Source organism: Streptomyces thermoalcalitolerans (assembly GCF_039525155.1).
Lineage (GTDB): Bacteria > Actinomycetota > Actinomycetes > Streptomycetales > Streptomycetaceae > Streptomyces > Streptomyces thermovulgaris.
The window spans coordinates 1-24,151 of sequence record NZ_BAAAHG010000071.1 but is presented as its reverse complement, the minus strand read 5'-3'; the positions used below and the strand labels follow the sequence as shown (position 1 = coordinate 24,151).

Sequence of the window (24,151 nt, the reverse complement as noted above, 5' to 3'; positions counted from 1 at the left end):
GCGGTGCCTGGTGACCGGGGTGAGCGGGGTTCGGTGCGTGCGGATGCAAGGCGGAGGAGGGAGTCGACGCGGAGCGTCGGCGAGTGACGACAACGCCGCTGGGGGTGCCCCCACGCCCGTCCAGGGCAGTGGGGGAGTGCGTGCCGAACCCCGCGACCTGCGGCATGATCCACACGACGCCCCCTGGCGTCATGAGGTGTCGGTCGGTGACGGGCTGGAGGGCGCGCGGTGGTGGAGCGACAGGAGCAGGCGGCGCCGGACTCCGTGATGACACGGATCGGCCAGGGCGTCATGCTGCATCACGCCGGGGACCGGGAGGAGGCCCGGGGCCGTTTCCTCGCCCTGTGGGCGGAGATCGGCGAGAACGGCGATCCGCTCCACCGCTGCACGCTGGCCCACTACATGGCCGACACCCAGGACGACCCCGCGGACGAGCTGGCCTGGGACCTCAGGGCCCTGTCGGCGGCCGAGGAACTCCACGACAGCCGGTTCGCCGGGCATGAGGGCGCGCCGGCGGCCCGTGCCCTGTACCCGTCCCTCCACCTGAATCTCGCCGCCGACTACATGAAACTCGGCCACCGCCCGGCGGCCCGCACCCATCTGCGGCGGGCCCGCGGCGCGGCGGCCGCCCTCGCCGACGACAGCTACGGCAACGGAGTCCGTGCGGCGATCCGCCGGCTGGCGCTGCGGCTGGGGGAGGAGGGGCCGGCCGGGGAGACGGGGGGTCCGCCCCGGCAGCGGTCGTAGACCGGACCTCCCGGGCCGTGCCTTTGTCTCAACGGCCGTACGTCTGCTTGCAGATCCTCGCTTCCGGGCTGTCCGGTTTCCACCCGCCGTACTGTCTGCCGAGCGCGCACAGGTCGGCGGGCTGTGGCAGCGGGTCCTGAAGGCGCGGTGGCACGGGCGTATGACGCGGGCCGGCCGGATGCGAGGGGGCGCGGCGGCCGGGGGAGCGGACCACCGGCGGGTTCCGCCGCTTCTTCGCGGGGGACGGCACGACCGGGGGCCGGGTGTGCCCGTCCGGCTCCGGGGAGCTCGGGGAGGGGGAGGAGCCGACGAACTCCAGGGCCTCCCGGGCCGGGGGCTGGACGGTCTGCCGGCCGGCGGTGCGGTCCGGACGCGGGGCCGGGGGAGGGGAGGAGACCGCCGGTGCGACGGACACGGGCGGCCGCTGGACCGTGACACAGCCGGAAAGAGCCGTGGCGGCCATGGTGACCAGGAGTGTTGCGGTGGTCGACGTACGGTGCACCCGCGTCACTCTGCCGGGTCCGGGCCGCCGGTGCACCGCGGACGGGAGAAGGAGGCCACGGACGGGTGATCCCGGGCCCGGTGAAGGGTGCGGGCGGGGCCCGCGGTCGGCACCGGCGGCCGGTCTCACTCCCCGGTCGCCCCGTCGATGCGCTCGCGGATCAGATCGGCGTGGCCGTTGTGCCGGGCGTACTCCTCGATCATGTGGAGGTAGATCCACCGCAGGCTGAACGGCTCGCCGGTGGACTTGTCCCTGCCCTTCGACAGCTCGTCCAGGCCGAGGCCGGCGGCATTGCGGCGCGCGATGCCGATCTCGGCCTGCCAGGCGGCGTACGCCTCCGCCCAGGTGTCGTCCCCGGTGACGTGGAAGTCGCCGTCCGGGTCCTGTTCGCCCCAGTAGATCGGCCCGGAGTCGTCCCCCACGAGCACCCGGCGGAACCAGTGCCGCTCCACGTCGGACATGTGCCGCACCAGTCCCATCAGGGACAGCTCGGACGGCTCCACGGACGCGGTCCGCAGCTGCTCGTCGGTCAGCCCCTGGCACTTCCACGCCAGCGTCTGCCGGTGGTACTCCAGCCAGCTCTCCAGCATGGTGCGCTCATCGGCGCTCTGCGGAGGGTCTTTCCGTTCGATCGTCATGTTCCTGATCTTGGCCCACCTCCGTCCGGCGGGCCACGGGTTTTCCTGCGCCGAACATCCCCCGCAGCAGCTCCCGCAGACTCGCCCGCACCTCCTGGAGCTCCGGCACGCGCGCGTGGAAGGACCCCGCCACGCAGGAGTACATCAGCCCGTCCGCCCAGGCGATCAGGGACAGCACATGCCGCTCCGGATCGGGGGAACCCATCGCCGTGACCAGCGCGCGGAGCGGGTCGCGGAAGCGGGCGCCCGCCGCGTCGAAGTAGGTCCGCAGCTCCGGGCGGCGGGTGGCCTCCAGGGCCAGTTCGTAGCGGGCGAGGGTCAGGGTGCGGTTGCCGGCCAGCGCGCGGTGCACGGCCAGCGCCAGTCCGTCCGCCAGCGCGTCGAGGCCGTCGGTGCGCGGGTCCGGCATCTCGTGCGGCGCCAGCAGGCGTGCCTCCCGCTCGGCCAGCCGCCGTACCGCCAGCTCCAGCAGGGCCTGGCGGGTGCGGGCGACGTTCGACGTCGAACCCTGCGGCAGCCCGGCCGCCTCGTCGACCGCCCGGTGGGTCAGACCACGCATCCCGCGTTCGGCGAGCAGGGCCAGAGCGGTGTCGGCGACGAGATCTGCGCGCGAGGCGCTCGCGGGGCGTACGGACATGGGGATCAACCTACCGGTGGACCGCACCGCGGTACGGCGCACTACATATGTAGTACAGTCGGACCGTCGGCTACTACAGGTGTAGTCCCCTCGTGCGGGAGGAGCCATGCCCCAGCAGCCACGTGCCGTCGTCATCGGCGGCGGCATCGCAGGACTCGCCGCGGCCGCGGCCCTGCACCGGACCGGCCGGCAGGTCACCGTGCTGGAGCGCGCCCCTTCCCTGGAACCGGTCGGTGCGGCCATCTCGCTCTCCCCGAACGCCCTGCGCGCCCTGGACGTCCTCGGCATCGGCGACGAGATCCGCGGCCTGGCCGCCTGGCAGGGCGACGGCGGACTGCGCACCCCGTCCGGTCGCTGGCTCACCAGGACGAACGCCGCCGCGGCGGCCGAGCGGTTCGGCGGCCCCCTCGTACTGCTGCACCGCGGCACCCTGATCGACCGCCTGGCCGCCCTGCTTCCGCCCGGTGCCGTCCGGACGAACGCCGACGCGAGCCTCGCCGACCCCGGTGACGACCGCCGCCCGGCCCGTGTGACCACCCCCGACGGCGCACTGGAGGCCGACCTGGTGGTCGCCGCCGACGGCATCCACTCCACCGTCCGCCAAGCGCTCTTCCCCGCCCATCCGGGCCCCCGCTACGCGGGATTCACCACCTGGCGTCTTGTGATCCCCGTGCCCGGCGCCGCGTTCGCCTCCCACGAGACATGGGGCAGGGGACGGCTGTGGGGCACGCACCCGCTCAAGGACGGCCGCGTGTACGCCTACGCCGCCGCCACGGCCCCCGCAGGCCGGCGCGCCGCCGACGACGAGAAGGCCGAACTCCTGCGCCTCTTCGGCGACTGGCACGACCCGATCCCCGCCGTTCTCGCCGCCGCCCGGCCCGAGGACGTGCTGCGCCACGACGTCCACCACATCGCCGAGCCGCCGCCCGCGTACCACCGCGGCCGGGTCGCCCTCCTCGGCGACGCCGCGCACGCCATGCCGCCGAACCTCGGCCAGGGCGGCAACCAGGCCCTCGAGGACGCCGTCGTCCTGGCGCACCACGCGGACGACCTCGCCGCCTACACCGCGGCCCGGCTGCCCCGCACGACGGCCATCGCCCGGCAGGCCGTACGGGCCGCGCGGCTCAACCTGATGCGCAGCCGCGCCGGCATCGCCATGCGCGACACCGCGATCGCCGCCCTGTCCAGGATCCGCCCGGATCTGCTGCTGCGGAGCTTCGAGGGCATCGCGGACTGGCAACCGCCGTATCCTGCCGTGCGGGCAGGCACAGGCGAGCGGTGAAGGAGCCCAGGTGAGGATCGGCTGCATCGGACTCGGCGACATCGCGCAGAAGGCGTACCTGCCGGTGCTCGGCACCCTGCCGGGAGTCGATCTGCACCTGCAGACCCGGACGCCCGAGACGCTCGAGCGGGTCGCCGGCAGCCTGCACCTGGCGGACGGCCGGCGGCACACGACCCTGGACTCGCTCCTCGCCCAGGACCTCGACGCCGCCTTCGTGCACGCCCCCACCTCCGCCCATCCCGAGATCGTCGAGCGGCTGCTGGAGGCGGGAGTGCCGACGTACGTCGACAAACCGCTCGCCTACGAACTGGCCGACTCTGCGCGCCTGGTGGCCCTCGCCGAGGAGCGGAACGTTTCGCTCATGGTCGGGTTCAACCGGCGCCACGCGCCCGGGTACGTGCAGTGCGCCGACCATCCGCGCGAGCTGATCCTGATGCAGAAGAACCGCATCGGGCTGCCCGAGGAACCCCGCACGATGATTCTCGACGACTTCATCCACGTCGTGGACACGCTGCGGTTCCTGGTGCCCGGCCCGGTCGACGACGTCACCGTACGCGCACGCGTGCACGACGGTCTGCTGCACCATGTGGTGCTGCAGCTCGCCGGGGACGGGTTCACCGCGCTCGGTGTGATGAACCGGCGCAGCGGCTCGGCGGAGGAGATCCTCGAGGTCGCCGGGCAGGACAGCAAGCGACAGGTGATCAACCTCGCCGAGATCGTCGACCACAAGGGCCAGCCGACCGTACGGCGGCGCGGCGACTGGGTGCCGGTCGCCCGGCAGCGCGGTATCGAGCAGGCCGTGCTGTTCTTCCTCGACGCGGTACGCGCCGGGAGGGTGCTCAGCGCCCGTGACGCACTGGAGACCCACGAACTGTGCGAGCGGGTGGTGCGGGCGGTTCTGGAACGCTCCGGCGCCGCCTGAGAGCCCGCACCCCCTCCGCCGCGCCCAGCACGGCCAGCACCAGCAGCGCGCCGTGCACCGGCCAGTCGCCGAAGCGGACGTACGGGGTGACACCGTGCGCGACGGGCACGTCGTACACGCGCGCGGTGCTCGCGTCCGTGCCGAGCCGGCCGCCGATGGGCTGCCCGGCCGGGCCGTACACGGCGGACACCCCGGTCAGCGTGGCGTGCACCATGGGCCGGCCGGTCTCCGCGGCGCGCAGCGCGGCCAGCGACGCGTGCTGCTCGGGAGCCCAGCTCTGCTGGAAGGTCGAGGTCGACGACTGGGCGAGCAGCACCTCGGCGCCGTCCTGCGCGAGGTGCCGGCTCATGTCCGGGAACGCCGTCTCGAAACAGACCATCGGGCCGACGCGCAGGCCGTGGCCGACGTCCATCACCACCTGCGCGGTGCCCCGCCTGCGGTCCTCGTCCGCCGCCCTGCCGACCTCGGTCGCCCAGCCGAGCACGGAGCGGGCCGGTATGTACTCCCCGAAGGGGACGAGCCGCATCTTGTCGTAGCGATCACCGGTCGGGCCGTCCGGGCCGACCAGGACCGAACTCTTGTGAATGCCGGGCAGGTCGGAGCGCCGGGCGTCCACGTTGACCAGGACGCCGGCCCCGGTCGCCCGGGACAGGGCGGCGATCCGCCGCGCCAGATCCGGCCGCCGGGCCAGGTCGAAGCCGACGCTGCTCTCGCCCCAGACGACCAGGTCGACGTCCTGTCCCACCAGGCGGCGGGTCAGCCGCTCCTCCAGGTCGAAGCGGCGCTGTCCGCTCTCGGGGCCGGTGACCGTGCCGGGCTGGACGACGGCGATGCGGACGTGCCCGTCCGCCTCCGGACGGGGCACTCCCGCCCACACCGAGGAGGCCGCCGCGGCTGTGGCCACCAGCCCGGCCACCGCGGGCACCCGCGCCGTGCGCACCGCGACGAGCAGGGCGACCGCGACATTGACGGCCACCACCAGGAAGCTCAGCAGCCACACCCCGCCCACCGAGGCCAGCCGCAGCGCCGGGGCCACCTGCCACTGGCTGGAGCCGAGCATGCCCCACGGGCCGCCCAGCCCCTGCCAGGACCGGACGAGTTCGACCATCAGCCAGCCCGACGGCAGCACGAGCAGGGCTGCCGCGGCCCGCCCCGGCGAGGGCGCCCCCGCCAGGAACCGCCGCACCAGCCACCCCCAGGGCGCCCACAACAGGCCCAGCAGGGCCGCGAGCACGACGGTGAACACATGCAGGCTGGGCAGCAGCCAGTGGTGCACGGCCAGCATGAACCCCAGCCCGCCGAGCCAGCCGTCGTACACCGCCCGCCGTCCGGTCGGTGCGGAACGGGCCAGCAGGATCCATGGGACCAGGGCGACGTAGGCGAACCACCACAGCGACGGGGCGGGAAAGGCGAACACGGGCAGTGCCCCCGCCGCCGCGGCCAGCGCCGAACGCCGCCACGGGAGAACCGTCCACCGGCCGAACGTCCCCATACGGCGTCCTCCTCCCCGCGGATGGTTCCAGTGTGCGTGCCACGAAGGATCCCGCCCAGAGGGCCTCGGACCCCGGACGGCCGGCCCGCCGTGCGGCCCGGCCGAAGGCGGGGCGGGCGGAGTGGGCCGAGTGGGTGGAGTGAGCGGAGTGGGCGGAGTGGGGCACGGGGCGGGGAATGAAGCGGGACATGCGGGATATCCGGACATCCGGGATGTCCGATGGCCGGGCGGGGCGCCGCCGGCCGGCGCCGGGCGCACGGTCCGTACACCGGGACCGTAGGGGCCGGGCCGGTCGGTGAGGCGGAGCGGGCGGCGGCGCCGCCGCCCGAGGAGCGGCCCCGCCTGCCCGGCGACGAAGTGCCGCGGCAGCCGCGGACCCGGGGCGACCGCATACGGACATCGTCGTTCGGCACAGCGGAGGGCCGCATGAAACGTCTTGTGACAGTGGTCACCGGCGGCAGCCGGGGGATCGGTGCCGCGATCTGCCGCAGGCTGGCGGCCGACGGGCACGACGTGGTGGTGGGGTACGTCGGCGCCACCGAGGCCGCCGAGGCGGTGGCCGACGAGGTGCTGGAGGCCGGGGCGCGCGGGGTCACCGTACGGATGGACACCTCGGTGGAGGAGGACGTCGAGCGGCTGTTCGCCACGGCGGAGGAGCGGCTCGGACCGGTGACCGGGCTGGTGAACAACGCCGGAGTGAGCGGACCGCTGGGCCGGCTCACCGACATCGGCACCGCCGACCTGCGGCGGGTCGTGGACGTCAACCTGCTGGGCACCCTGCTGTGTTCGCGCCGCGCCGCACAGCTCATGGTGCCCCGGGGCAACGGTGTGATCGTGAACGTGTCCTCCACGGCCGCCGCACTCGGCAGCCCCGGGGAGTTCGTGCACTACGCCGCGATGAAGGCCGCCGTGGACGCCCTGACGCTGGGCCTGGCCAAGGAGCTCGGCCCGGACGGCATCCGCGTCAACGCGGTCGCGCCCGGCGTGATCGACACCGACATGCACACGGCGATGGGCGACCCGGACCGGCCCCGGCGCGTCGCCGACACGATTCCGCTGGGCCGCCCCGGCCGGCCCGAGGAAGTCGCCGCGGCTGTCGCATGGCTGATGTCACCGGACGCCTCCTACACGACAGGGGCGGTGCTGCGGGTGTCGGGCGGACGCTGATCCCGGGCGGTGCCGGGCCGCCTCTCCCGGATGGTGTCAGGCCGCCTCGACGACCTCGCCGCGTATGGCGGCGGCCCACTCGACCACCAGTAACGCGTACTCCGCGCGCTCCTGGTCCGACAAGGACCCGCCGGAGCGCAACCACAGCGACCGGATCTGCTCGTTCAACTCGGCAGCAGACCGCACGGAACCAGGGGCCACTGAATCGGGGGACATGGCCCCAAGCCTAGGGGTAAGCACTGACTCTGCGCTACCGGACTGCTACAGCGGCCATCTCCCCCTGTGCCCCCGGCTCCCCCTGCCTCCTCGGCTCTCCCTGTGCCCTCGGCTCTCCCGGCCTCCTCGGCCGGTGCCGCAGGCGGTGGCGCCGGTGCCAGGCGATCGCCGTGCCCAGCAGGGCCGGTACGGCGATGCAGGCCAGCGCCACGAGAAAGGCCGGGGAGGCCGGTGCGGAGGCGCGGGCGCCGGCGACGACGTAGGCGGCGGTGTTCGGGAGGGAGCCGAGGGCCGTGGCGAGCAGGAACGCCGACCAGCGCATACGGGAGACGGCAGCGCAGTAGTTCGACGCCCAGAACGGAACCCCGGGAAAGAGCCGGACCGCCAGCATCGAACGGAAGCCGTGCCGGCTGAGCTGGCCGTCCGCCGCCCTCAGCAGCCGTCCGCGCAGCAGTGGCCGCAGCGCGTCCTGGCCCAGGACCCGGCCGAGACCGAAGGCGATCCCGGCTCCCAGCACCGTGCCGCCCAGTGCCGCCGCCACCCCCAGCTGGGAGCCGAACAGCGCGCCCGCGGCGAGGTTCAGCAGCGGCCGTGGCACGAACGCCACCGTGCACAGCCCGTACGCCACGGCGAACACCACCACCGCGGCGGCCCCGTCGACGTGCGGGGGCCAGCCGTGCGCCAGCAGTCTCTGCGGCTCGAGGAGCAGGACGGACACACCGGCCGCGGCGAGCAGGAGGAGCAGCAGGGACAGCCGCGCCCAGGGGGACAGCAGCACCCTGGCGCAGACCGCGGCGGCGGCCCCGAGGCGGGGGGTGGCGTGGAACATCCGGTGACAGTAACCGACGGATCGGTGTGATCGCCGTGTCGTCCGTCTCGTCCGTCCCGTGGCGCGTCCGTCCCCTGTCCCGGACTCGTGGCCCGTCCGTTCCTGCCCCGAACTCGCCTGCCGGAAAAACCATTCGACGCGGGCTGACGGGGCGTGAAGGATCGATGCCGTGTTCCGGCATGCCTTCGTCCTCGCAGCGTCCGCGGTCGCGGATGCCCCGGAGGCTGCCGTCCTGATCCTCCTGGCCGCGGTCGACGGCGCCCGAAGCTGACCCTTCCCCGGATCGACCGGCGGACCCCGCAGGGGGAGGGTCGGCGAGTTCCCGGGGTCCCGCTTCATCCACTCACCAGGCTTCGAGGTACCGCCATGCCCAAGACGGCGTACGTGCGCACCAAACCGCATCTGAACATCGGCACCATGGGCCATGTCGACCACGGCAAGACCACGTTGACCGCCGCCATCACCAAGGTGCTGGCCGACCGCGGCACCGGAACGTTCGTGCCGTTCGACCGCATCGACCGGGCCCCGGAGGAGGCCGCACGCGGCATCACCATCACCCTCACCCACGTCGAGTACGAGACCGACACCCGGCACTACGCGCACGTGGACATGCCGGGCCATGCCGACTACGTCAAGAACATGGTCACCGGGGCGGCGCAGCTCGACGGGGCGATCCTCGTCGTCTCCGCGCTCGACGGGATCATGCCGCAGACCGCCGAACACGTGCTGCTCGCCAGGCAGGTGGGCGTCGACCACATCGTCGTCGCGCTGAACAAGGCCGACGCGGGGGACGAGGAACTCGCCGACCTCGTCGAGCTGGAGGTCCGCGACCTGCTCACCCGGCACGGCTACCCCGGTGACACGACACCCGTCGTACGGGTCTCCGGGCTGAAGGCCCTGGAGGGCGACCCGCGCTGGACGGCGTCGGTCGAGGCGCTGCTCGACGCGGTGGACACCTACGTGCCGGTGCCCGAGCGGTACCTGGACGCGCCGTTCCTGCTGCCGGTGGAGAACGTGCTCACCATCACCGGCCGGGGGACCGTGGTGACGGGCGCGGTCGAACGCGGCACCGTCCGCGTCGGCGACCGGATCGAGGTGCTCGGGGCCGGCGTGGAGACGGTGGTCACCGGTCTGGAGACCTTCGGCAAGCCGATGGCCGAGGCACAGGCCGGGGACAATGTGGCGCTGCTGCTGCGCGGTGTGCCGCGCGACGCGGTCCGCCGCGGCCATGTCGTGGCGGCGCCGGGCAGCGTGACCCCGCACCGGCGCTTCACCGCGCGGGTGTACGTCCTCCCGGCGCGCGAGGGCGGCCGTACGACACCGGTGTCCACCGGGTACCGGCCGCAGTTCTACATCCGTACGGCGGACGTGGTGGGCCGCGTCGACCTCGGGGAGAAGGCCGTCGCACGGCCCGGCGACACGGTCACCATGACCGTGGAACTGGGGCGTGAGGTGCCGCTGGAGCCGGGGCTCGGGTTCGCCGTCCGTGAGGGCGGACGGACCGTCGGCGCGGGGACCGTGATCGCCGTCGAGTGAGCGGCGCCGTGCACGGGGGAGCCGCGGGGCCGGTGGTGGCCGGCCCCGTGCCCCCTCGTCACCCAGGGAGGGGGCCGGACCGGCACAATGGAGCCGTGACCGAGCCGATACCCGTGATCCGAGCCGTCGATCACGGGACCGCCAGACTGATGCCCGACATCGACCGCGAACGGGCCTGGCTGCTGACCGTGGACGACGCCCCGCAGTCGTACGTCGACCTGGACGCACCCACTCACCTGGAGTTCGAGTACGCGCGCCGGCTCGGACACGTCCTGGACACGATCGCGGAGCCGGGCCGTCCGCTGGACGTGCTGCACCTGGGCGGAGGCGCCCTCACCCTGCCGCGCTATGTGGCCGCGACCCGCCCCGGTTCCCGGCAGGACGTCGTCGAGGCCGACCGCGCCCTGCTGGAACTGGTCGTCGACCACCTTCCGCTCCCCGAGGGCTCCGGTGTCGCGCTGCACACCGCCGATGCCCGCACCTGGCTGGAGAACGCCCCGGACGACTCGGCGGACGTCCTGATCGCGGACGTCTTCGGGGGCTCCCGGGTCCCCGCCCACCTCACCTCCCTCGCCTACGCCCGTGAGGCGGAGCGGGTGCTGCGGGCCGACGGCGTCTATCTCGCCAACCTTCCCGACGGCGCGCCCTTCGCCTTCCTGCGCTCCCAACTCGCCACCTTCGCAGCGGTCTTCGAGGAGCTCGTACTGATCGCCGAGCCGGCGATGCTGCGCGGACGCCGTTTCGGGAACGCGGTGCTGACAGCCGCGCACCGCCCTGTCGACACCGCCGGTCTGGCCCGGCTGACCGCCTCCGACGCCTTCCCCGCCCGGGTGGAACACGGCGCCGCGCTCAGGGAGTTCATCGGCGCCGCCGAGCCGGTGCGGGACGAGGACGCCGTACCGTCGCCCGAGCCACCGGACGGCGCGTTCGGCGTCGGCTGACCCGTCCTTCCCGGCCGTCCTTCCCGGCCGTCCTTCCCGCCCGGGCCCGGGGCTTGCGTCCGGTCAGCCGGTGGGCTCGCCGTGCAGCCGGACCGTGCTGAGGATCTGCATGATGGTCGCGGTGGGAACCTCCTCCTTGACGCCCTTGGCGCCGTAGAAGTTCCAGGCGACGAAGTCACCGGCGGAGTTCTTGAAGCCGAAGGTGAGCGCCTTGCCGTCGCTCGCGCACTTGCCCTTCTGGGGCGTGTTGTTCGACTGCGCCCAGGCGATGCTGCCCCTGATGCCCGACTTGGTCGTGTACGGCTTGGCCTTCTTGTCGAACGTGAGGCTCTTCTTGTCGGGCTGGGTGTAGCCGCCGTAGACCCACCAGGCCACGGTGTTCACCGCCACCTCGTCGGTGTCCTTGGCGCCGTCGGCTCCCTTGGAGCCCACCGCGGCCAGTGCCGTGTCCTCCGTGCGGCCGTCCTTGTCGTCGTCGGAGGTGCACCACTTCGACTTGTACTTGGCCACCCCGGACATGATGGTGAGCGGCTTGCCGTCCTTGTCCTCGAAGCCGATGCTCAGCCCCGGGGACTGGACCTCCCAGTCGGGCGGCACGTCGAAGGCGACGCCCCGCTTGGCGTTGATGACGACCTTCCAGCCGGGGATCGTCGGCTCCACCGTCTCCGTGCCGCGGGGGTTGTCGTCCGACACGGAAGGGGAGTCGCTCGGCTCGGCGGAGGCGTCGGCCGAGGCCGACTGGCTCGCCGTGGGGCCGGCCGTGCCGCCGGCCTTGTCGTCCTTGTCCCCGCCGAGGACCAGGAAGCCGGTCACCGCGGCGGTCACCACCACGGCCGTGGCGGAGATGATCGCGACGAGCTTCGTCCGGTTGTCGCCCCCGCCGTTGCCCTGCGGCGGCTGTGCCGTGTTCACGGGCACGGTCGGCGCGCCCCACTGGGGCTGCTGGGCGTACGGGTTGGGCTGCTGGTAGCCGGGCTGCTGATAGGGATTCGGCTGCTGGTACCCCGGCTGCTGGTACGGATTGTTCTGCGGGTTCTGCTCGCCCCCGGGCGGCTGCTGTCCTGGCCACATGGACAACAACCCTAGGGCAGGCGGAGACACGATTTGGTCACTGCCTTTTGTCAGGGACGTACCAGTGTGGGCAGGGTGTCGCCCGCCTCTGGCCGGAATCCTCTACTGGTGAGTAACATCCCTGCATGAGTGCAGATCAGATGTCGGTCGGCGAGATGCTCGCCGCCACCGTGCCGATGGCCCGGACCCTGAACCTCGAGTTCCTCGAGACCACCCCGGAGAAGGCGGTGGTGGTCCTGCCGGACCAGGACGCCTATCACAACCACGTGGGCGGGCCGCACGCCGGCGCGATGTTCACGCTCGGGGAGTCCGCCAGCGGGGCGATCGTGCTGGCCGCGTTCGGGGACCAGCTCTCACGCGCGGTGCCGCTCGCGGTACGGGCCGACATCGCCTACAAGAAGCTGGCCATGGGCACCGTCACCGCCACCGCGACCCTGGACCGCCCGGCCGCCGACGTCGTCGCGGAACTCGACGCGGGGCAGCGGCCGGAGTTCCCGGTGTCCGTCAGGATCCAGCGCGCGGACGGGGCCGTCACCGGAGAGATGACGGTGGTCTGGACCCTGCGGCCCAACGGCTGAACGGCCTCGGGCGCGTCGATGCCCCGGCCGGTCCGTCGGCGTGCGCGGGGCGGGGCGGCGGAACGCGGTATGTGACGCCCGGCCGCTGCCGGATCTGCGCGGGACCCCGGGGCGGGCGCCCTCCGGGTCGCGGCGAACTCCCCGAGCCGCGCCGTGCGTTGGGCCGCACGGCCGGCCGGGCGCCGGCCGGGACCGTGGCCGGCTCCCGGAGAGCGCGGACGACGGGTCGCCGGCGCGCCGGCCGGCCGACGTGTCGTGCGGGTCGCACCGCACCGGAGGCGGGAACGGCCCCGGAGAAACACGGGAGCAAGCCGTAAAAAGGGCGCAGAATTGTCATGGAGTTGAAGTTTTCGTTCATCAAATCTCTGCGCACAGAGGGAAGTTGATGTTCGCGCGATGGACATTTTTCGAATACGGGTGTGCGTACCGCCGGTAACCTCCTTGTATTTCTCGTCTTTTGAGACGGTGGCCTTTCGGGCTGCTTGTTCGCCGTGAACCATGTGTGCGAGGGTGGCGCCCATTCCATGCGCCGTCATACGGCTGGAAGGAATGATCGCAGTGCACACCCCCCACCCCCCACGCTCCGGCACGACGCCGGAGGAGTCCGACCGCAGTCTCGCCGCCCGGCTGCGGAACCCCGACGGTGATCACCGCGCCGTCGAGCTGCTGCTCGCCCGGCACTGGCGGGCGACCTACGACTACGCAGCCATCTGCCTTGCCGCTCAAGGAAGTTCGGCCGCCATGGTGGCCACCACCGCCTTCCGGCAGGTGCTGCGCCGGCCGGAAGGCGGCGCTCTGCGTCCGCAACTCCTCGTCGCCGCCCGCGAGGTCGTCCGGGAATGGGCCGGCGACGAGACGGCACGCGCCGTACTGCCGGAACTCGGCAGACCCGCCGGCGGTCGCGGGCTGCGCGCGGCGATGTCCACGACGCCCTCGCGGACGCCGTCGAGAAGGAAACTCGCCGACCGGGCTTTCCGGTCCCTTCCCGGGACCTTCCAATGCCTGCTCTGGCACACCGAGGTCGAGGCCGAACCCATCACCGTGCCGGCCGGCCTGCTGGCCATGGACACCGACACCGCGACGGGCGCGCTGCGGCAGGCCCGGGAGCAATTCCGGGCGGGCTGCATACGGGCCCACCGGGAACTCGCGCCGACCAGGGAATGCCGTTTCTACAACCGCTTCCTCGACACCTCCCTGCGCCGGGGCGGCACGCTGCTGCCCGATGCGCGGCGCCATCTGCGGGGCTGCTCCCACTGCCGGTACGCCGCCGAACAGCTCGGTCACTTCGACGGCGCCGACGGCGGACTCGAGATCCTGCTCACCGAGACGGTGCTCGGCTGGGGCGCCCGCCGCTACCTCGACTCCCGCCCGGCCCGCGCCCCGCGCAGAACGCCACGCAGGACGCCGCGCAGAACGCCGTGCGAGACACGGCCCGACCCGCTGCGCCGGTACCGCACGGTTCTGATCGTGAGCGTCGGCCTCACCGCCCTGGCCCTGCTCGCCGCCGTGCTCGCCGTCAAGAGCTGGGCGGACGACCGTGCCGCCTTCGGTCCTCACACCGGCGAAGCGACGTACAGCACGGGCTCCGCCCGCCCGGGCGGCACCGAGGAGCCTCCGCCGGCCGTCCTCGCCGCCTCTGCGCCCCGGTCCGGGAAGGTGATCCGCCACGGCCGCCCCGCGCACACGGGCGGAAGGGCCCGCGGTCCGGTGAGGCACGGCGCGCTTGTGCCGCGCCCGGACAAGCGGTTCGCCGGTGCCCCGGACCGTGGTGAGAATCATGCGCCGGGCACAGGCGAGGCGTCCCCGGGGACGGACGCGCCGTGCCGGGACGTCACCTTTTCGCGGCCGGAGCACGAGACACGCGGCCACCGCGGCTGCTGCCGGCGGACGGCCGGTGCCACAACCAGGCCACGGATGCGGAATTCCCTGGTGAGACGCGCTGCCGACACCCTCCCCCTGGGGGTGAAGGCGCGATGCGCGGGGCATTGTCCGGACAGACCGGCCCGGTAGTCTTCCCGGGGGCGCCTTTCACGCGCGCCCAGGGAACACATGGACCCGAAACGGGGAGGAACCGGCGGTGCACGTCCAGGAATGGCTCGAAACGGTACCCGCGGCCGCTGTCTACGCCGTGGTGGGTCTGGTCATCGGCCTGGAGAGCCTGGGCATTCCGCTGCCCGGTGAGATCGTCCTGGTCTCCGCCGCCCTGCTGTCCTCCCAGCACGAGGGCATCAACCCCGTGATCCTCGGCACATGCGCCACCATCGGCGCGGTCGTCGGCGACTCCATCGGCTACGCCATCGGCCGCAAGGGCGGCAGGCCCCTGCTCGCCTGGCTGGGGAGGAAGTTCCCCAGGCACTTCAGCGAGGGACACGTCGCCGCCGCGGAGCGGTCCTTCGAGAAGTGGGGCATGTGGACGGTGTTCTTCGGCCGCTTCGTCGCCCTGCTGCGCATCTTCGCCGGCCCCCTCGCCGGTGTGCTGCGCATGCCGTACTGGAAGTTCCTCATCGCCAATGTCCTCGGCGGCATCTGCTGGGCGGGAGGCACCACGGCGGTCGTCTACTACGTCGGTGTGGTGGCCGAGTCCTGGCTGAAGAGGTTCTCGTGGGCGGGCCTGGCGGTGGCCGTGCTCGTCGGGCTCGGCTCGATGCTGATGCTCAAGCGCAAGGCGAAGAAGGCACAGGCCGCGCAGCGCGAGCGCGAGACCGAGACCGAGCCGCTGGAGCCCGTTCCCGCCGGGGAGTGAGCGGCGCGCCCCGTGCCCGTTCCGGGCCGGGGCGCGCAGACCTTTCAGGCATCCTTCGGACGTTCAGGCGTTCTTCAGACGTCCCGCACGTCGTGCGGTCGCGCTCGGCCTCAGCCGTGCACCTCGCGGTGCGCTCTCGCGAGCTGCGCGTACATCGTGCCGTTCAGTGTGATTCCCTGGCGCTCCTCCTCCGTCAGCTCCCGCCGGACCCGGGCGGGCACCCCCGCGACCAGGGACCCCGGCGGCACCCGCATGCCCTGCGGCACCAGTGCCTGCGCGGCCACCAGGGAACCCGCGCCGATCACCGCGCCGTTCAGCACCGTCGCCCCCATGCCGATCAGGCAGTCGTCCTCGACGGTCGCGCCGTGCACCACCGCGTTGTGCCCGATGGAGACCCGCTCGCCGACGCTGACCGGGAAGCCCGGGTCGGCGTGCAGGGTGCAGTTGTCCTGGACGTTGCTGCTCGCGCCGACGGTGATCCGCTCGACGTCGCCGCGCAGCACCGCGCCGTACCAGACGCTCGCGCCCGCACTCAGGGACACCTCACCGATCACCGTGGCCGTGGGGGCCACGAACGCCTCCTCGTCCACGTGCGGCTCCCGGCCGCCGATGCCCGCGATCAGCGCCTTGTGCGTCATCCTCGCCTTGATCCTCTTAATCCTCGTCCTGTTAATCCTCGTCCTGTCCTTCACGGCATGGGTCCGACGGCACCGTACGCCACCGGGTGGGGCGAAGATCACAGCCGTCACGGCCCCTGGGCACGGCCGCGCCTGAGTACGGTGAGCGGGTGCTCATGCGCAGGAACACGTTCTCATCATGGCGGCGCCGTCTCGCCCAGCGCGCCGTTCACGCGGGCTGGGCCTGGCTGCAACGCACGGGCTCCGTCACGGCCGAGCGTCCCGGACGCCTCCGCTTCGGCGCGATGGGAACAGGTACCAGGCTGGCCTTCCCGCTGGGCACGGTCTTCGGTGAGCCGTGGATCCACCTGGGCGCGCACTGCATCATCGGCGAGCAGGTCACGCTGACCGCCGGTCTGATGCCCGGCCTCGACCTCGGTCCCGAGCCGATCCTGCGCATCGGCGACGGGGTGGTCCTCGGCCGCGGCAGCCATGTCATCGCCGACACCGCGGTCACCATCGGCAACGACTGCTACTTCGGGCCGTATGTCTACGTCACCTCCACCAACCACTCCTACGACGACCCGCACCAGCCCATCGGCAAGCAGTGGCCCCGGATGGAACCGGTGGAGATCGGTCCGGGCTGCTGGATCGGCACCGGCGCGGTGATACTGCCGGGGGCGCGGATCGGGCGGAACGTCGTGGTGGCGGCCGGCGCGGTGGTCCGCGGCGAGGTGCCCGACCACACGGTGGTCGCCGGGGCGCCCGCCCGGGTCGTACGCCGCTGGACCGCCGCCGAGGGCTGGCAGCCGCCGCTGAGGACGCCGGCTCCGGTGCCGATACCGGAGGGCGTCACCCCGGAGCAGCTGCTGGCGCTGGCGGACCTGGAGAAGGGCGCAGAGAAGGGTGCGGGGAAGGGCGCGGAGAAGAGCGCGGCCCGCCCGGCGGGGGAGAGGGACTCCCGGCTCGCCGGGCTGGAGACCGAGGGTTGACCCTCCCCGGCCGCCCGGCCGGGGCTCAGCCCGTCGCCAGCAGCAGCGTCCCCACCAGCGCCAGGCCCGCTCCCGCCGCCTGCACCGTCCGCAGCCGTTCGCTGAGGAAGCCGCGGGCGGCCAGCGCGGTCACCACCGGGTAGAGGGAGGCGAGGACGGCGGCCACCGTGACGGGGCCGTGCTGGACGGCGACCGAGTAGGTGCCGTTGGCGGCCACGTCCGCGAGGCCGACGAAGGCCAGCGCGGGCAGCGTGCCCCAGGGGAAGCCTCCTTCCGGCAGGACGGCCCCGCCCCGCCGCGAGAGGACGTAGAGCGCGGCCCCGCCCGCCACCACATTGGTCACGCGCTGCACGAAGAGCGCGAGAAACAGGCCGGTGACCGTGGTGGAGGCCTCCGCGATCAGCGCGAGCACCGTGCCGAAGCCGAGCGCCGCGGCCAGTGTCAGCCCGATCGTCCGCCGCTGCACGGCGGCGCCTCCCAGCCGCGGTCCGCCCGCGAGCACCACGCCGGTGACGGCGACCGCGATGCCCGCGGTCTGCAGCAGCCCCGGCCGTTCGCCCAGTGCCAGGCCGACGGCGAGAGGTACGGCCACGGCCAGTGAGGCGAGCGGCGAGACCACTCCCATCGGGCCCAGGGCGAGGGCCTTGTAGAAGCAGAGCATGGCGGCCGGCCCGACCAGACCCGCGGCGAACGCGAACCACAGCCGCGGTCCGGCCTCGCTCCAGCCGCCGGTGGCGAGGACGATCACGCCCAGCACGGCCGCCGCGATGCCCTGGGAGAACACGACGACGGTCAGGGCCGGGCTGCGGCGCGTGAGCAGCCCGCCGCCGAAGTCGGCCAGGCCCCACAACAGGCTGGTGACCAGGGCGAAGAATGCTGTCACGGCGTACCTCGCAGTACAGTTCGATGGACCAGTTCAATGGACGGTCGGGTACAGCCCACCGTAGTGCATTGGATTGAACTCTAGCATCCAGAATATTGGACGGAATGTGGCGGACCTCGAACTGCTGACCCAGTCCCTGGCGCGCAACGTCAAACGCTGGCGCACCGAACGCGGCTTCACCCTGGACACGCTCGCCGCGCGCGCGGGTGTCAGCCGCGGCATGCTCATCCAGATCGAGCAGGCCCGGACCAACCCCAGCCTCGGCACCGTCGTCAAGATCGGTGACGCGCTCGGTGTCAGCATCACCACCCTGCTCGACTACGAGCAGGGCCCCAAGGTCCGGATCATCCCCGCCGACCAGGCCGTCCGTCTGTGGCACACCGACGGCGGCAGCTACAACCGGCTGCTCGCCGGCGTCGAGGCCCCCGGTCCGCTGGAGATGTGGGAGTGGCGTCTGATGCCCGGCGAGAGCAGCCCGTCCGACCCGCATCCCGCCGGCACCGTCGAACTGGTGCATGTCACCGCGGGAGAGCTGACGCTCACGGTCGACGGGACGGAGTACCGCGTGCCGGCGGGGGCCAGCGCCTCCTTCGAGGCCGGCGCACCGCACACGTACGCCAACGACGGCACCGTCCCGATGGACATGGTCATGGCGGTCTCGGTACCGCCCGTGCAGTGAGCCCACCGGTGCCTCCCGGGCGGGCGGGACACCCGGCCGTGCCCGGCCGCGCTGCTGCTAGCGTGCGGCCATGCGCGCACCCATCGGAGATTTCGACGAGGCCATCCCTGCCCCCGACTGCCTCGACCGGCTGACCCGCCCGGTCGCCGACGCCGTACGCCACTGGCGCGGCAGCGTCCCGGCCGAGCAGATCCTCTACGTCGAGACCGATCCGCAGTGGGCCGACACCGCCGTCTTCGTCGAGCACTACGGCCAGGACCTGCTCAAGACGTCCGCGAACTGCGTGATCGTGGCGGGAAAGCGCGGCGGCGAGACCCGGCTGGCCGCGTGCCTGGTGCTGTCCGCCGCACGTGTCGACGTCAACGGGGTCGTACGCCGCCATCTCGGCGTCCGCAAGGCGTCCTTCGCACCGATGGACGTGGCCACGGGAGAGACCGGCATGGAGTACGGCGGCATCACCCCGCTGGGCCTGCCCGACGGCTGGCCCGTCCTGGTCGACTCCGCCGTCGTCGACCTGCCGTACGTCCTGGTCGGCAGCGGCCGTCGCCGCGGCAAACTGCTCGTGCCGGGCAAGGCGTTCGCCGAACTGCCGGGAGCCGTGGTGCTGGAGGGGCTGGGAGTCTGAGGGGCCGTCAGCGGACTTCCGCCCGGGCGGATCAGCCCAGACGGGGGATCTCGATGGCCGGACAGCGGTCCATGACCATGTCGAGGCCGGCGGCCCGGGTACGCGCGTAGGCGGCCTCGTCGACGACACCGAGCTGGAACCAGACGGCCTTCGCGCCCTTGGCGACCGCCTCGTCCGCGACCGCTCCGGCCAGACGGCTGTTGACGAACACATCGACCACGTCCACGTCGAACGGGATGTCCGCGAGGGTGGGGTAGCCCCGCTCGCCGTGGACCGTCTCCGCCTTGGGATGGACCGGGACGACACGCTTGCCGAAGCGCTGCAGCACCTGGGCGACGCCGTACGCGGGCCGGTCGCGGTTCGACGACAGGCCCACCACGGCCCAGGTGTCGCCGAGTTCGGTCAGGATCTTCCGGATGGTCGCCGGGTCGCCGTACACCTGGGATCTCCTTGTTCCGGGCGGGTCTTGGGGCAAGGGTGCCACCGGGACAACACCGGCGGCCGCCCGGTGATTCCCGGGCGGGCCCCGTGAGGGTCCGCGGGGACGAGTGAAGACGGGTGAAGACGAGTGAAGAAGGGGCGGCGGGTGAGCCGGGGCGGGCCCCGCACCCGGCGCGGAACGCGCCACGGAGCGTGCTCCGCATGCCCGCGTACGGCCCTTTGGCCGATTAGGCTCGAGCCGTGCTGCGCATCACCGACGCCCGGACCGGCGTGCTCACGGACGCCGTTCCCGTCCGCCGCGGCCCGACCCGTGTCGAGGCGCACGCGCCGGGCCTCGACGCCACGGGGCTGCGCGTCCTGCTGGTCACCGACCTCCTCGTCCGCGCCCTCGACCTGAGCGGCATTCCCGTGTGGGCCGTGCTGACCGGCGACCGGGACCAGGCGGACCTGCGGGCGAGTGCCACGGCCCTCGGGATCCGGCCGTTCGAGGACGGCCACGCCCTCGGCGTCGCCCTCCACGGGGCCCAGGTGGTCCATGTGACCGCCCAGGACGACACCACGGCGGCCGACGGCGTCCGGGTCGCCGTCGCGCCCGTCGACGCGGCGGTGCCCGTCGAGCCCGCGGCCGACACCGATCCCGCCGCCTGGCGTCTGGCCCTGCTCGCCCATGGGCGCACCGAGCCGGTACGGCTCGACGCCGCCGCGCTGGACGAGGCCCGCCGGACGCTTGCGCGCTGGCGCCGCGCGGTCGCCGACTGGGCGCGCAGGCCCTCGCGTCCGGTCCCCGACGAGGTGCGCGCCCGGCTGCGCGACGCCTGGGAGGACGACCTGGACGTCCCGGCGGTCGTGCGCGTACTGGAGTGGGTGGCCTCGCATCCGGACCTGGCGGACGGGGCGCGCTTCGAGACGTACGCGTACGCGGACCGGCTGCTCGGCCTGGACCTCACCCGCGACCTGGGCAGTACGGCATGACCGCCCGCGCGGGAGCCGGCCCGCTGCGCCGTCTGGTGGTCCTGCGCCACGCCAAGTCCGCCCGGCCCGAGGGCGTCGCCGACCACGACCGTCCGCTCGCGCCCCGCGGCCGCAGGGACGCACCCGCGGCGGGGCGTGCGCTCGCCGAGGCCGACTGCCTGCCGGACCTCGCCCTGTGCTCCACCGCCCTGCGCGCCCGGCAGACCTGGGAGCTGGCCTCGGCCCAGTGGGGCACCCCGCCGCCCGTGCGCTACGACCCCGGGCTGTACGCCGCCGGCGTCCCCGGTCTGCTGGCGGCCGTGCGCGAGGCGCCGCCCGAGGTGGAGACGCTGCTGCTCGTCGGGCACAACCCGGGCCTGGAACACCTGGTCCTGGAACTGGCCGGGGACGGCCTGGGCGACACGCTCGACCGGCTCCGTGCGAAGTTCCCGACCTCCGCGATCGCCGTGCTGTCCTGGCACGGTCCCGGCTGGCGGTCGCTCACGCCCGGCGCCGCCCTCCTGACCGGCTTCATGGTGCCGCGCGGCGCGAAGCACTGAGCGGGACGGGCCGCGCCGGCGCCGGAGCCGTACCTCGGGCGCAAGCACTCCGGCCGGTCCGCATAGGCTGGTCGGATGCAGGACGAGTACCGCACAGTCGCACGCGCGGGCGTGCACGAGATCGAGATCAACCGCTCCCGTTTCCTGTGCGCGCTCGCCCCGGCGGCCACCGAGCAGGAGGCCCAGGAGTTCATCGCCGCCGTCCGCAAGGAGCACGCGGACGCCACGCACAACTGCTGGGCCTACGTCATCGGCGCCGACGCGAGCATCCAGAAGGCGAGCGACGACGGCGAGCCCGGCGGCACCGCCGGCGTCCCCATGCTCCAGATGCTGCTGCGCCGCGAGATGCGCTACGTCGTCGCCGTCGTCACCCGCTACTACGGCGGCGTCAAGCTCGGTGCGGGCGGACTCATCCGGGCCTACGGCGGCGTCGTCGGCGAGACCCTGGACGTGCTCGGCACCCGCACCCTCCGCAGGTACCGCATCGCCACGGTGACCGTGGACCACCAGCGGGCCGGCAAGGTGCAGAACGACCTCAGGGCCACCGGCCGCGAGGTGCGCGACGTGCATTACGGCGAGGCGGTCACCATCGAGATCGGCCTGCCGGACGCCGACGTGGACGCCTTCCGGAACTGGCTGGCGGACGCCACGGCCGGGACGGCCGGGTTCGAACTGGGCGGGGAGGCCTACGGAGAGGCGTGACACAGCGGCCGGATCAGGGGGCGACTCCCCTTCTCCCCTCTTTCTCCCCTCTGCCCGCGCCCTGCCCGGTGCCGTGCGGGACGGCCGATACGGGAGGGACCGCCCGCGATGCCGGACCCGGCCGTTAGTCTTCGGGGATCATGAGGCTGCTGCACACGTCCGACTGGCACCTGGGCCGGGCGTTCCACCGGGTGAACCTGCTCGAGGCCCAGGCCGAGTTCATCGGCCATCTCGTCGCGACCGTGCGCGAGCGCGAGGTCGACGCGGTGGTCGTGTCGGGAGACGTGTACGACCGCGCGGTGCCCCCGCTGGCCGCGGTCGAGCTGTTCGACGACGCCCTGCACCGGCTCGCCGACCTCGGGGTGCCCACGGTGATGATCTCCGGGAACCACGACTCGGCACGCCGCCTGGGCGTCGGCGCGGGGCTGATCGGCCGCGCGGGCATCCATCTGCGCACCGAGCCGTCGGCGTGCGGGACCCCGGTGATCCTGGCCGACGCCCATGGCGACGTGGCCTTCTACGGCCTGCCCTACCTCGAACCGGCCCTGGTCAAGGACGAGTTCGGGGTCGACAGGGCCGGCCACGAGGCGGTGCTCGCCGCCGCCATGGACCGGGTCCGCGCCGATCTCGCCACCCGCGCGCGCGGCACCCGCTCGGTCGTCCTCGCCCATGCCTTCGTCACCGGCGGCAAGGCCAGCGACAGCGAACGGGACATCACCGTCGGCGGGGTGGCGGCCGTCCCCGCGGAGGTCTTCGACGGCGTCGACTACGTCGCCCTGGGACATCTGCACGGCTGTCAGACCATCACCGAGCGCGTGCGCTACTCCGGTTCCCCGCTGCCGTACTCCTTCTCGGAGGCCGACCACCGCAAGAGCATGTGGCTCGTCGACCTCGACGCCGGCGGTTTCGCCGGCGCCGAGCGGATCGACTGCCCGGTCCCGCGTCCCCTGGCCCGTCTGAGGGGCACGCTGGAGGAACTGCTCGCCGACCCGGACCTCGCCCGCCACCGCGACGCGTGGGTCGAGGCCACCCTCACCGATCCGGTCCGCCCGGCCGACCCCATGGCCCGCCTCACCGAGCGCTTCCCGCATGTCCTCAGCCTCGTCTTCGACCCCGAACGCGCCCCCGACGACCCGGACGTCTCCTACGCCCGCCGTCTCGCCGGCCGCGACGACCGGCAGATCGCGGAGGACTTCGTGACCCATGTGCGCGGGGTGGAACCCGACGAGCACGAACGGGCCGTGCTGCGCGAGGCGTTCGACGCGGTGCGCGCCGACGAGGCGGTGCGGGAGGTGGCACGGTGAGGCTGCACCGGCTCGACATCACCGCATTCGGACCCTTCGGCGGCTCCCAGACGGTCGACTTCGACGCGCTGTCGTCCGCCGGACTGTTCCTGCTGCACGGCCCGACCGGCGCCGGCAAGACCTCCGTGCTGGACGCCGTGTGCTACGCCCTGTACGGCTCGGTGCCCGGCGCCCGCCAGAGCGGACAGGGGATCACCCTGCGCAGCGACCACGCGGCGGCGGACACCCGCACCGAGGTCACCCTCGACTTCACCGTCGCCGGCCGCAGGCTGGAGATCACCCGGCAGCCGCCCTGGGAACGCCCGAAGAAACGCGGCACGGGCACGACGCTCGACAAGGCCCGGAGCCGGCTTCGCGAGTACGACGCGGCAACCGGCGTCTGGAAGGACCTCAGCCGTTCCCACCAGGAGATCGGCGAGGAGATCACACAGCTGCTCGGCATGAGCCGCGAGCAGTTCTGCCAGGTCGTGCTGCTGCCGCAGGGCGACTTCGCGCGCTTTCTGCGCGCCGACGCCGAGTCCCGCGGCAGACTGCTCGGCCGGCTGTTCGACACCCGGCGTTTCGCCGAGGTCGAAAAGCACCTCGCCGAGCGCAGACGGGCCACCGAGGCACGGGTGCGCGAGGGCGACGCCGCGCTGCTGGCCGACGCCCACCGCATGCAGCAGGCGGCGGGCGGGGCCATGGAACTGCCGGAACTCGCACCGGGCGATCCCGGACTGGCGCAGGCCGTCCTGGCCGCGGCCGCCGTCGCCCGCAGCACCGCCCGCGAGCAGCTGACCGTCGCCCACTGCCGGCTCACGGTCGCCGAGTCCGCCCGTGCCGACGCCGAGCGGGCCCTGGAGGAGGCACGCGAAACGGCCCGGCTGCAGCGGCGGTTCGCCGAGGCGCAGGAGCGCGCCGCGCGCCTGGCGGAGCGGGCCGGCGCCCACCGGCAGGCACAGGAGCGGATGGAACGGGGACGCAAGGCCGAGACGGTGGCGCCGGCCCTGGAACTGCGCGAGGCCGCCGACGCCGAGCACCGCGCGGCCACCGCCGCCGAGGCACGCGCGCGTGCGCTGCTCCCCGAGGACCTCGCCGGCGCCGGTGCGGCCGGGCT

27 protein-coding genes are annotated in these 24,151 nt (G+C 73.3%); 17 read left to right on the top strand and 10 right to left on the bottom strand.

The features are described 5' to 3' along the window. The first annotated feature begins 228 nt into the window (after positions 1-228). Positions 229-747 (top strand): hypothetical protein, encoded by a 519-nt coding sequence (locus tag ABD224_RS26770; RefSeq protein WP_344054408.1) that lies wholly within the window; start codon positions 229-231, stop codon positions 745-747. 28 nt (positions 748-775) lie between these two features. Here the strand turns inward: ABD224_RS26770 and ABD224_RS26765 are convergent, their stop codons facing one another. The 3 genes from ABD224_RS26765 to ABD224_RS26755 all read right to left on the bottom strand — a co-directional run bounded on the left by ABD224_RS26765 (position 776) and on the right by ABD224_RS26755 (position 2,524). Beyond that, on the bottom strand, positions 776-1,249 hold the full coding sequence (locus ABD224_RS26765; RefSeq protein ID WP_344054406.1) for a hypothetical protein: 474 nt from the start codon (positions 1,247-1,249) through the stop codon (positions 776-778). A gap of 125 nt (positions 1,250-1,374) precedes the next feature. Beyond that, entirely contained in the window at positions 1,375-1,887 is a 513-nt protein-coding gene (locus ABD224_RS26760) for a DinB family protein (RefSeq protein ID WP_344054404.1), read from the bottom strand. Then, positions 1,847-2,524 (bottom strand): TetR/AcrR family transcriptional regulator, encoded by a 678-nt coding sequence (locus ABD224_RS26755; RefSeq protein WP_344054402.1) that lies wholly within the window; start codon positions 2,522-2,524, stop codon positions 1,847-1,849. The genes ABD224_RS26760 and ABD224_RS26755 overlap by 41 nt, the downstream gene beginning before the upstream one ends. A 106-nt stretch (positions 2,525-2,630) precedes the next feature. Between ABD224_RS26755 and ABD224_RS26750 the strand changes: the two genes are divergently transcribed. After that, positions 2,631-3,806 carry an FAD-dependent oxidoreductase gene (locus tag ABD224_RS26750; RefSeq protein ID WP_344054400.1) on the top strand — a complete coding sequence of 392 codons (1,176 nt, stop codon included), beginning with the start codon at positions 2,631-2,633 and terminating at the stop codon, positions 3,804-3,806. 10 nt (positions 3,807-3,816) lie between these two features. After that, complete coding sequence (locus tag ABD224_RS26745) at positions 3,817-4,728, top strand: Gfo/Idh/MocA family protein (RefSeq protein WP_344054398.1); 912 nt, start codon at positions 3,817-3,819, stop codon at positions 4,726-4,728. On the opposite strand, the gene lnt is transcribed toward ABD224_RS26745, so the two are convergent. Continuing rightward, a complete protein-coding gene (lnt, locus tag ABD224_RS26740; protein WP_344054396.1) occupies positions 4,646-6,220 on the bottom strand; it encodes an apolipoprotein N-acyltransferase in 1,575 nt (524 codons plus the stop codon). The genes ABD224_RS26745 and lnt overlap by 83 nt on opposite strands. A gap of 426 nt (positions 6,221-6,646) precedes the next feature. Between lnt and ABD224_RS26735 the strand changes: the two genes are divergently transcribed. Further along, the gene (locus ABD224_RS26735) at positions 6,647-7,387 is read left to right on the top strand and encodes an SDR family NAD(P)-dependent oxidoreductase (protein ID WP_344054394.1); all 741 of its coding nucleotides are present in this window, start codon (positions 6,647-6,649) and stop codon (positions 7,385-7,387) included. 36 nt (positions 7,388-7,423) lie between these two features. Here ABD224_RS26735 and ABD224_RS26730 read toward each other — a convergent pair whose 3' ends face one another. Then, complete coding sequence (locus ABD224_RS26730) at positions 7,424-7,603, bottom strand: hypothetical protein (protein ID WP_344054392.1); 180 nt, start codon at positions 7,601-7,603, stop codon at positions 7,424-7,426. A 34-nt stretch (positions 7,604-7,637) separates the two neighbouring features. Then, the gene (locus ABD224_RS26725) at positions 7,638-8,432 is read right to left on the bottom strand and encodes a TVP38/TMEM64 family protein (RefSeq protein ID WP_344054390.1); all 795 of its coding nucleotides are present in this window, start codon (positions 8,430-8,432) and stop codon (positions 7,638-7,640) included. 366 nt (positions 8,433-8,798) lie between these two features. Here ABD224_RS26725 and tuf point away from each other — a divergent pair, with 366 nt between their 5' ends. Then, the gene (tuf, locus tag ABD224_RS26720; RefSeq protein ID WP_344054388.1) at positions 8,799-9,968 is read left to right on the top strand and encodes an elongation factor Tu; all 1,170 of its coding nucleotides are present in this window, start codon (positions 8,799-8,801) and stop codon (positions 9,966-9,968) included. A 95-nt stretch (positions 9,969-10,063) separates the two neighbouring features. Next, positions 10,064-10,909, top strand: a complete 846-nt coding sequence (locus ABD224_RS26715) for a spermidine synthase (protein ID WP_344054386.1) — start codon at positions 10,064-10,066, stop codon at positions 10,907-10,909. A gap of 63 nt (positions 10,910-10,972) precedes the next feature. On the opposite strand, the gene ABD224_RS26710 is transcribed toward ABD224_RS26715, so the two are convergent. Further along, complete coding sequence (locus tag ABD224_RS26710; RefSeq protein ID WP_344054384.1) at positions 10,973-11,980, bottom strand: DUF8017 domain-containing protein; 1,008 nt, start codon at positions 11,978-11,980, stop codon at positions 10,973-10,975. 125 nt (positions 11,981-12,105) lie between these two features. Here ABD224_RS26710 and ABD224_RS26705 point away from each other — a divergent pair, with 125 nt between their 5' ends. The 3 genes from ABD224_RS26705 to ABD224_RS26695 all read left to right on the top strand — a co-directional run bounded on the left by ABD224_RS26705 (position 12,106) and on the right by ABD224_RS26695 (position 15,301). After that, positions 12,106-12,558, top strand: a complete 453-nt coding sequence (locus tag ABD224_RS26705; protein WP_344054382.1) for a DUF4442 domain-containing protein — start codon at positions 12,106-12,108, stop codon at positions 12,556-12,558. Positions 12,559-13,116: 558 nt separating this feature from the next. Continuing rightward, the gene (locus tag ABD224_RS26700; RefSeq protein WP_344054380.1) at positions 13,117-14,568 is read left to right on the top strand and encodes a hypothetical protein; all 1,452 of its coding nucleotides are present in this window, start codon (positions 13,117-13,119) and stop codon (positions 14,566-14,568) included. A 67-nt stretch (positions 14,569-14,635) separates the two neighbouring features. Then, positions 14,636-15,301, top strand: coding sequence for a DedA family protein (locus tag ABD224_RS26695; RefSeq protein WP_344054378.1), 666 nt, complete (start codon positions 14,636-14,638; stop codon positions 15,299-15,301). A 110-nt stretch (positions 15,302-15,411) separates the two neighbouring features. On the opposite strand, the gene ABD224_RS26690 is transcribed toward ABD224_RS26695, so the two are convergent. Then, positions 15,412-15,939, bottom strand: a complete 528-nt coding sequence (locus tag ABD224_RS26690) for a gamma carbonic anhydrase family protein (RefSeq protein ID WP_344054376.1) — start codon at positions 15,937-15,939, stop codon at positions 15,412-15,414. A 155-nt stretch (positions 15,940-16,094) separates the two neighbouring features. Between ABD224_RS26690 and ABD224_RS26685 the strand changes: the two genes are divergently transcribed. Then, positions 16,095-16,910: an acyltransferase gene (locus ABD224_RS26685; RefSeq protein ID WP_425581061.1), complete on the top strand. Its 816-nt coding sequence runs from the start codon at positions 16,095-16,097 to the stop codon at positions 16,908-16,910. A 25-nt stretch (positions 16,911-16,935) separates the two neighbouring features. Here the strand turns inward: ABD224_RS26685 and ABD224_RS26680 are convergent, their stop codons facing one another. Next, positions 16,936-17,793 carry a DMT family transporter gene (locus ABD224_RS26680; protein ID WP_344054372.1) on the bottom strand — a complete coding sequence of 286 codons (858 nt, stop codon included), beginning with the start codon at positions 17,791-17,793 and terminating at the stop codon, positions 16,936-16,938. Positions 17,794-17,899: 106 nt separating this feature from the next. On the opposite strand from ABD224_RS26680, the gene ABD224_RS26675 reads away from it, so the two are divergent. Next, a complete protein-coding gene (locus tag ABD224_RS26675; RefSeq protein WP_344054370.1) occupies positions 17,900-18,472 on the top strand; it encodes a helix-turn-helix domain-containing protein in 573 nt (190 codons plus the stop codon). A gap of 70 nt (positions 18,473-18,542) precedes the next feature. Beyond that, positions 18,543-19,097, top strand: coding sequence for a YbaK/EbsC family protein (locus ABD224_RS26670; RefSeq protein ID WP_344054368.1), 555 nt, complete (start codon positions 18,543-18,545; stop codon positions 19,095-19,097). Positions 19,098-19,128: 31 nt separating this feature from the next. Here the strand turns inward: ABD224_RS26670 and ABD224_RS26665 are convergent, their stop codons facing one another. Continuing rightward, entirely contained in the window at positions 19,129-19,536 is a 408-nt protein-coding gene (locus ABD224_RS26665; RefSeq protein ID WP_344054366.1) for a CoA-binding protein, read from the bottom strand. Between the two features lie 242 nt (positions 19,537-19,778). Here ABD224_RS26665 and ABD224_RS26660 point away from each other — a divergent pair, with 242 nt between their 5' ends. From ABD224_RS26660 to ABD224_RS26640, 5 genes are all read left to right on the top strand, one after another. Further along, a complete protein-coding gene (locus ABD224_RS26660) occupies positions 19,779-20,510 on the top strand; it encodes a hypothetical protein (RefSeq protein ID WP_344054364.1) in 732 nt (243 codons plus the stop codon). Beyond that, positions 20,507-21,049 (top strand): SixA phosphatase family protein, encoded by a 543-nt coding sequence (locus ABD224_RS26655; RefSeq protein ID WP_344054362.1) that lies wholly within the window; start codon positions 20,507-20,509, stop codon positions 21,047-21,049. The genes ABD224_RS26660 and ABD224_RS26655 overlap by 4 nt, the downstream gene beginning before the upstream one ends. Before the next feature lie 75 nt (positions 21,050-21,124). Then, on the top strand, positions 21,125-21,751 hold the full coding sequence (locus tag ABD224_RS26650) for a YigZ family protein (protein ID WP_344054360.1): 627 nt from the start codon (positions 21,125-21,127) through the stop codon (positions 21,749-21,751). Between the two features lie 140 nt (positions 21,752-21,891). Further along, entirely contained in the window at positions 21,892-23,055 is a 1,164-nt protein-coding gene (locus ABD224_RS26645; protein WP_344054358.1) for an exonuclease SbcCD subunit D, read from the top strand. Further along, a partial coding sequence (locus ABD224_RS26640) for an AAA family ATPase (RefSeq protein ID WP_344054356.1) occupies positions 23,052-24,151 on the top strand: 1,100 nt, incomplete at its 3' end. The genes ABD224_RS26645 and ABD224_RS26640, both read left to right, overlap by 4 nt.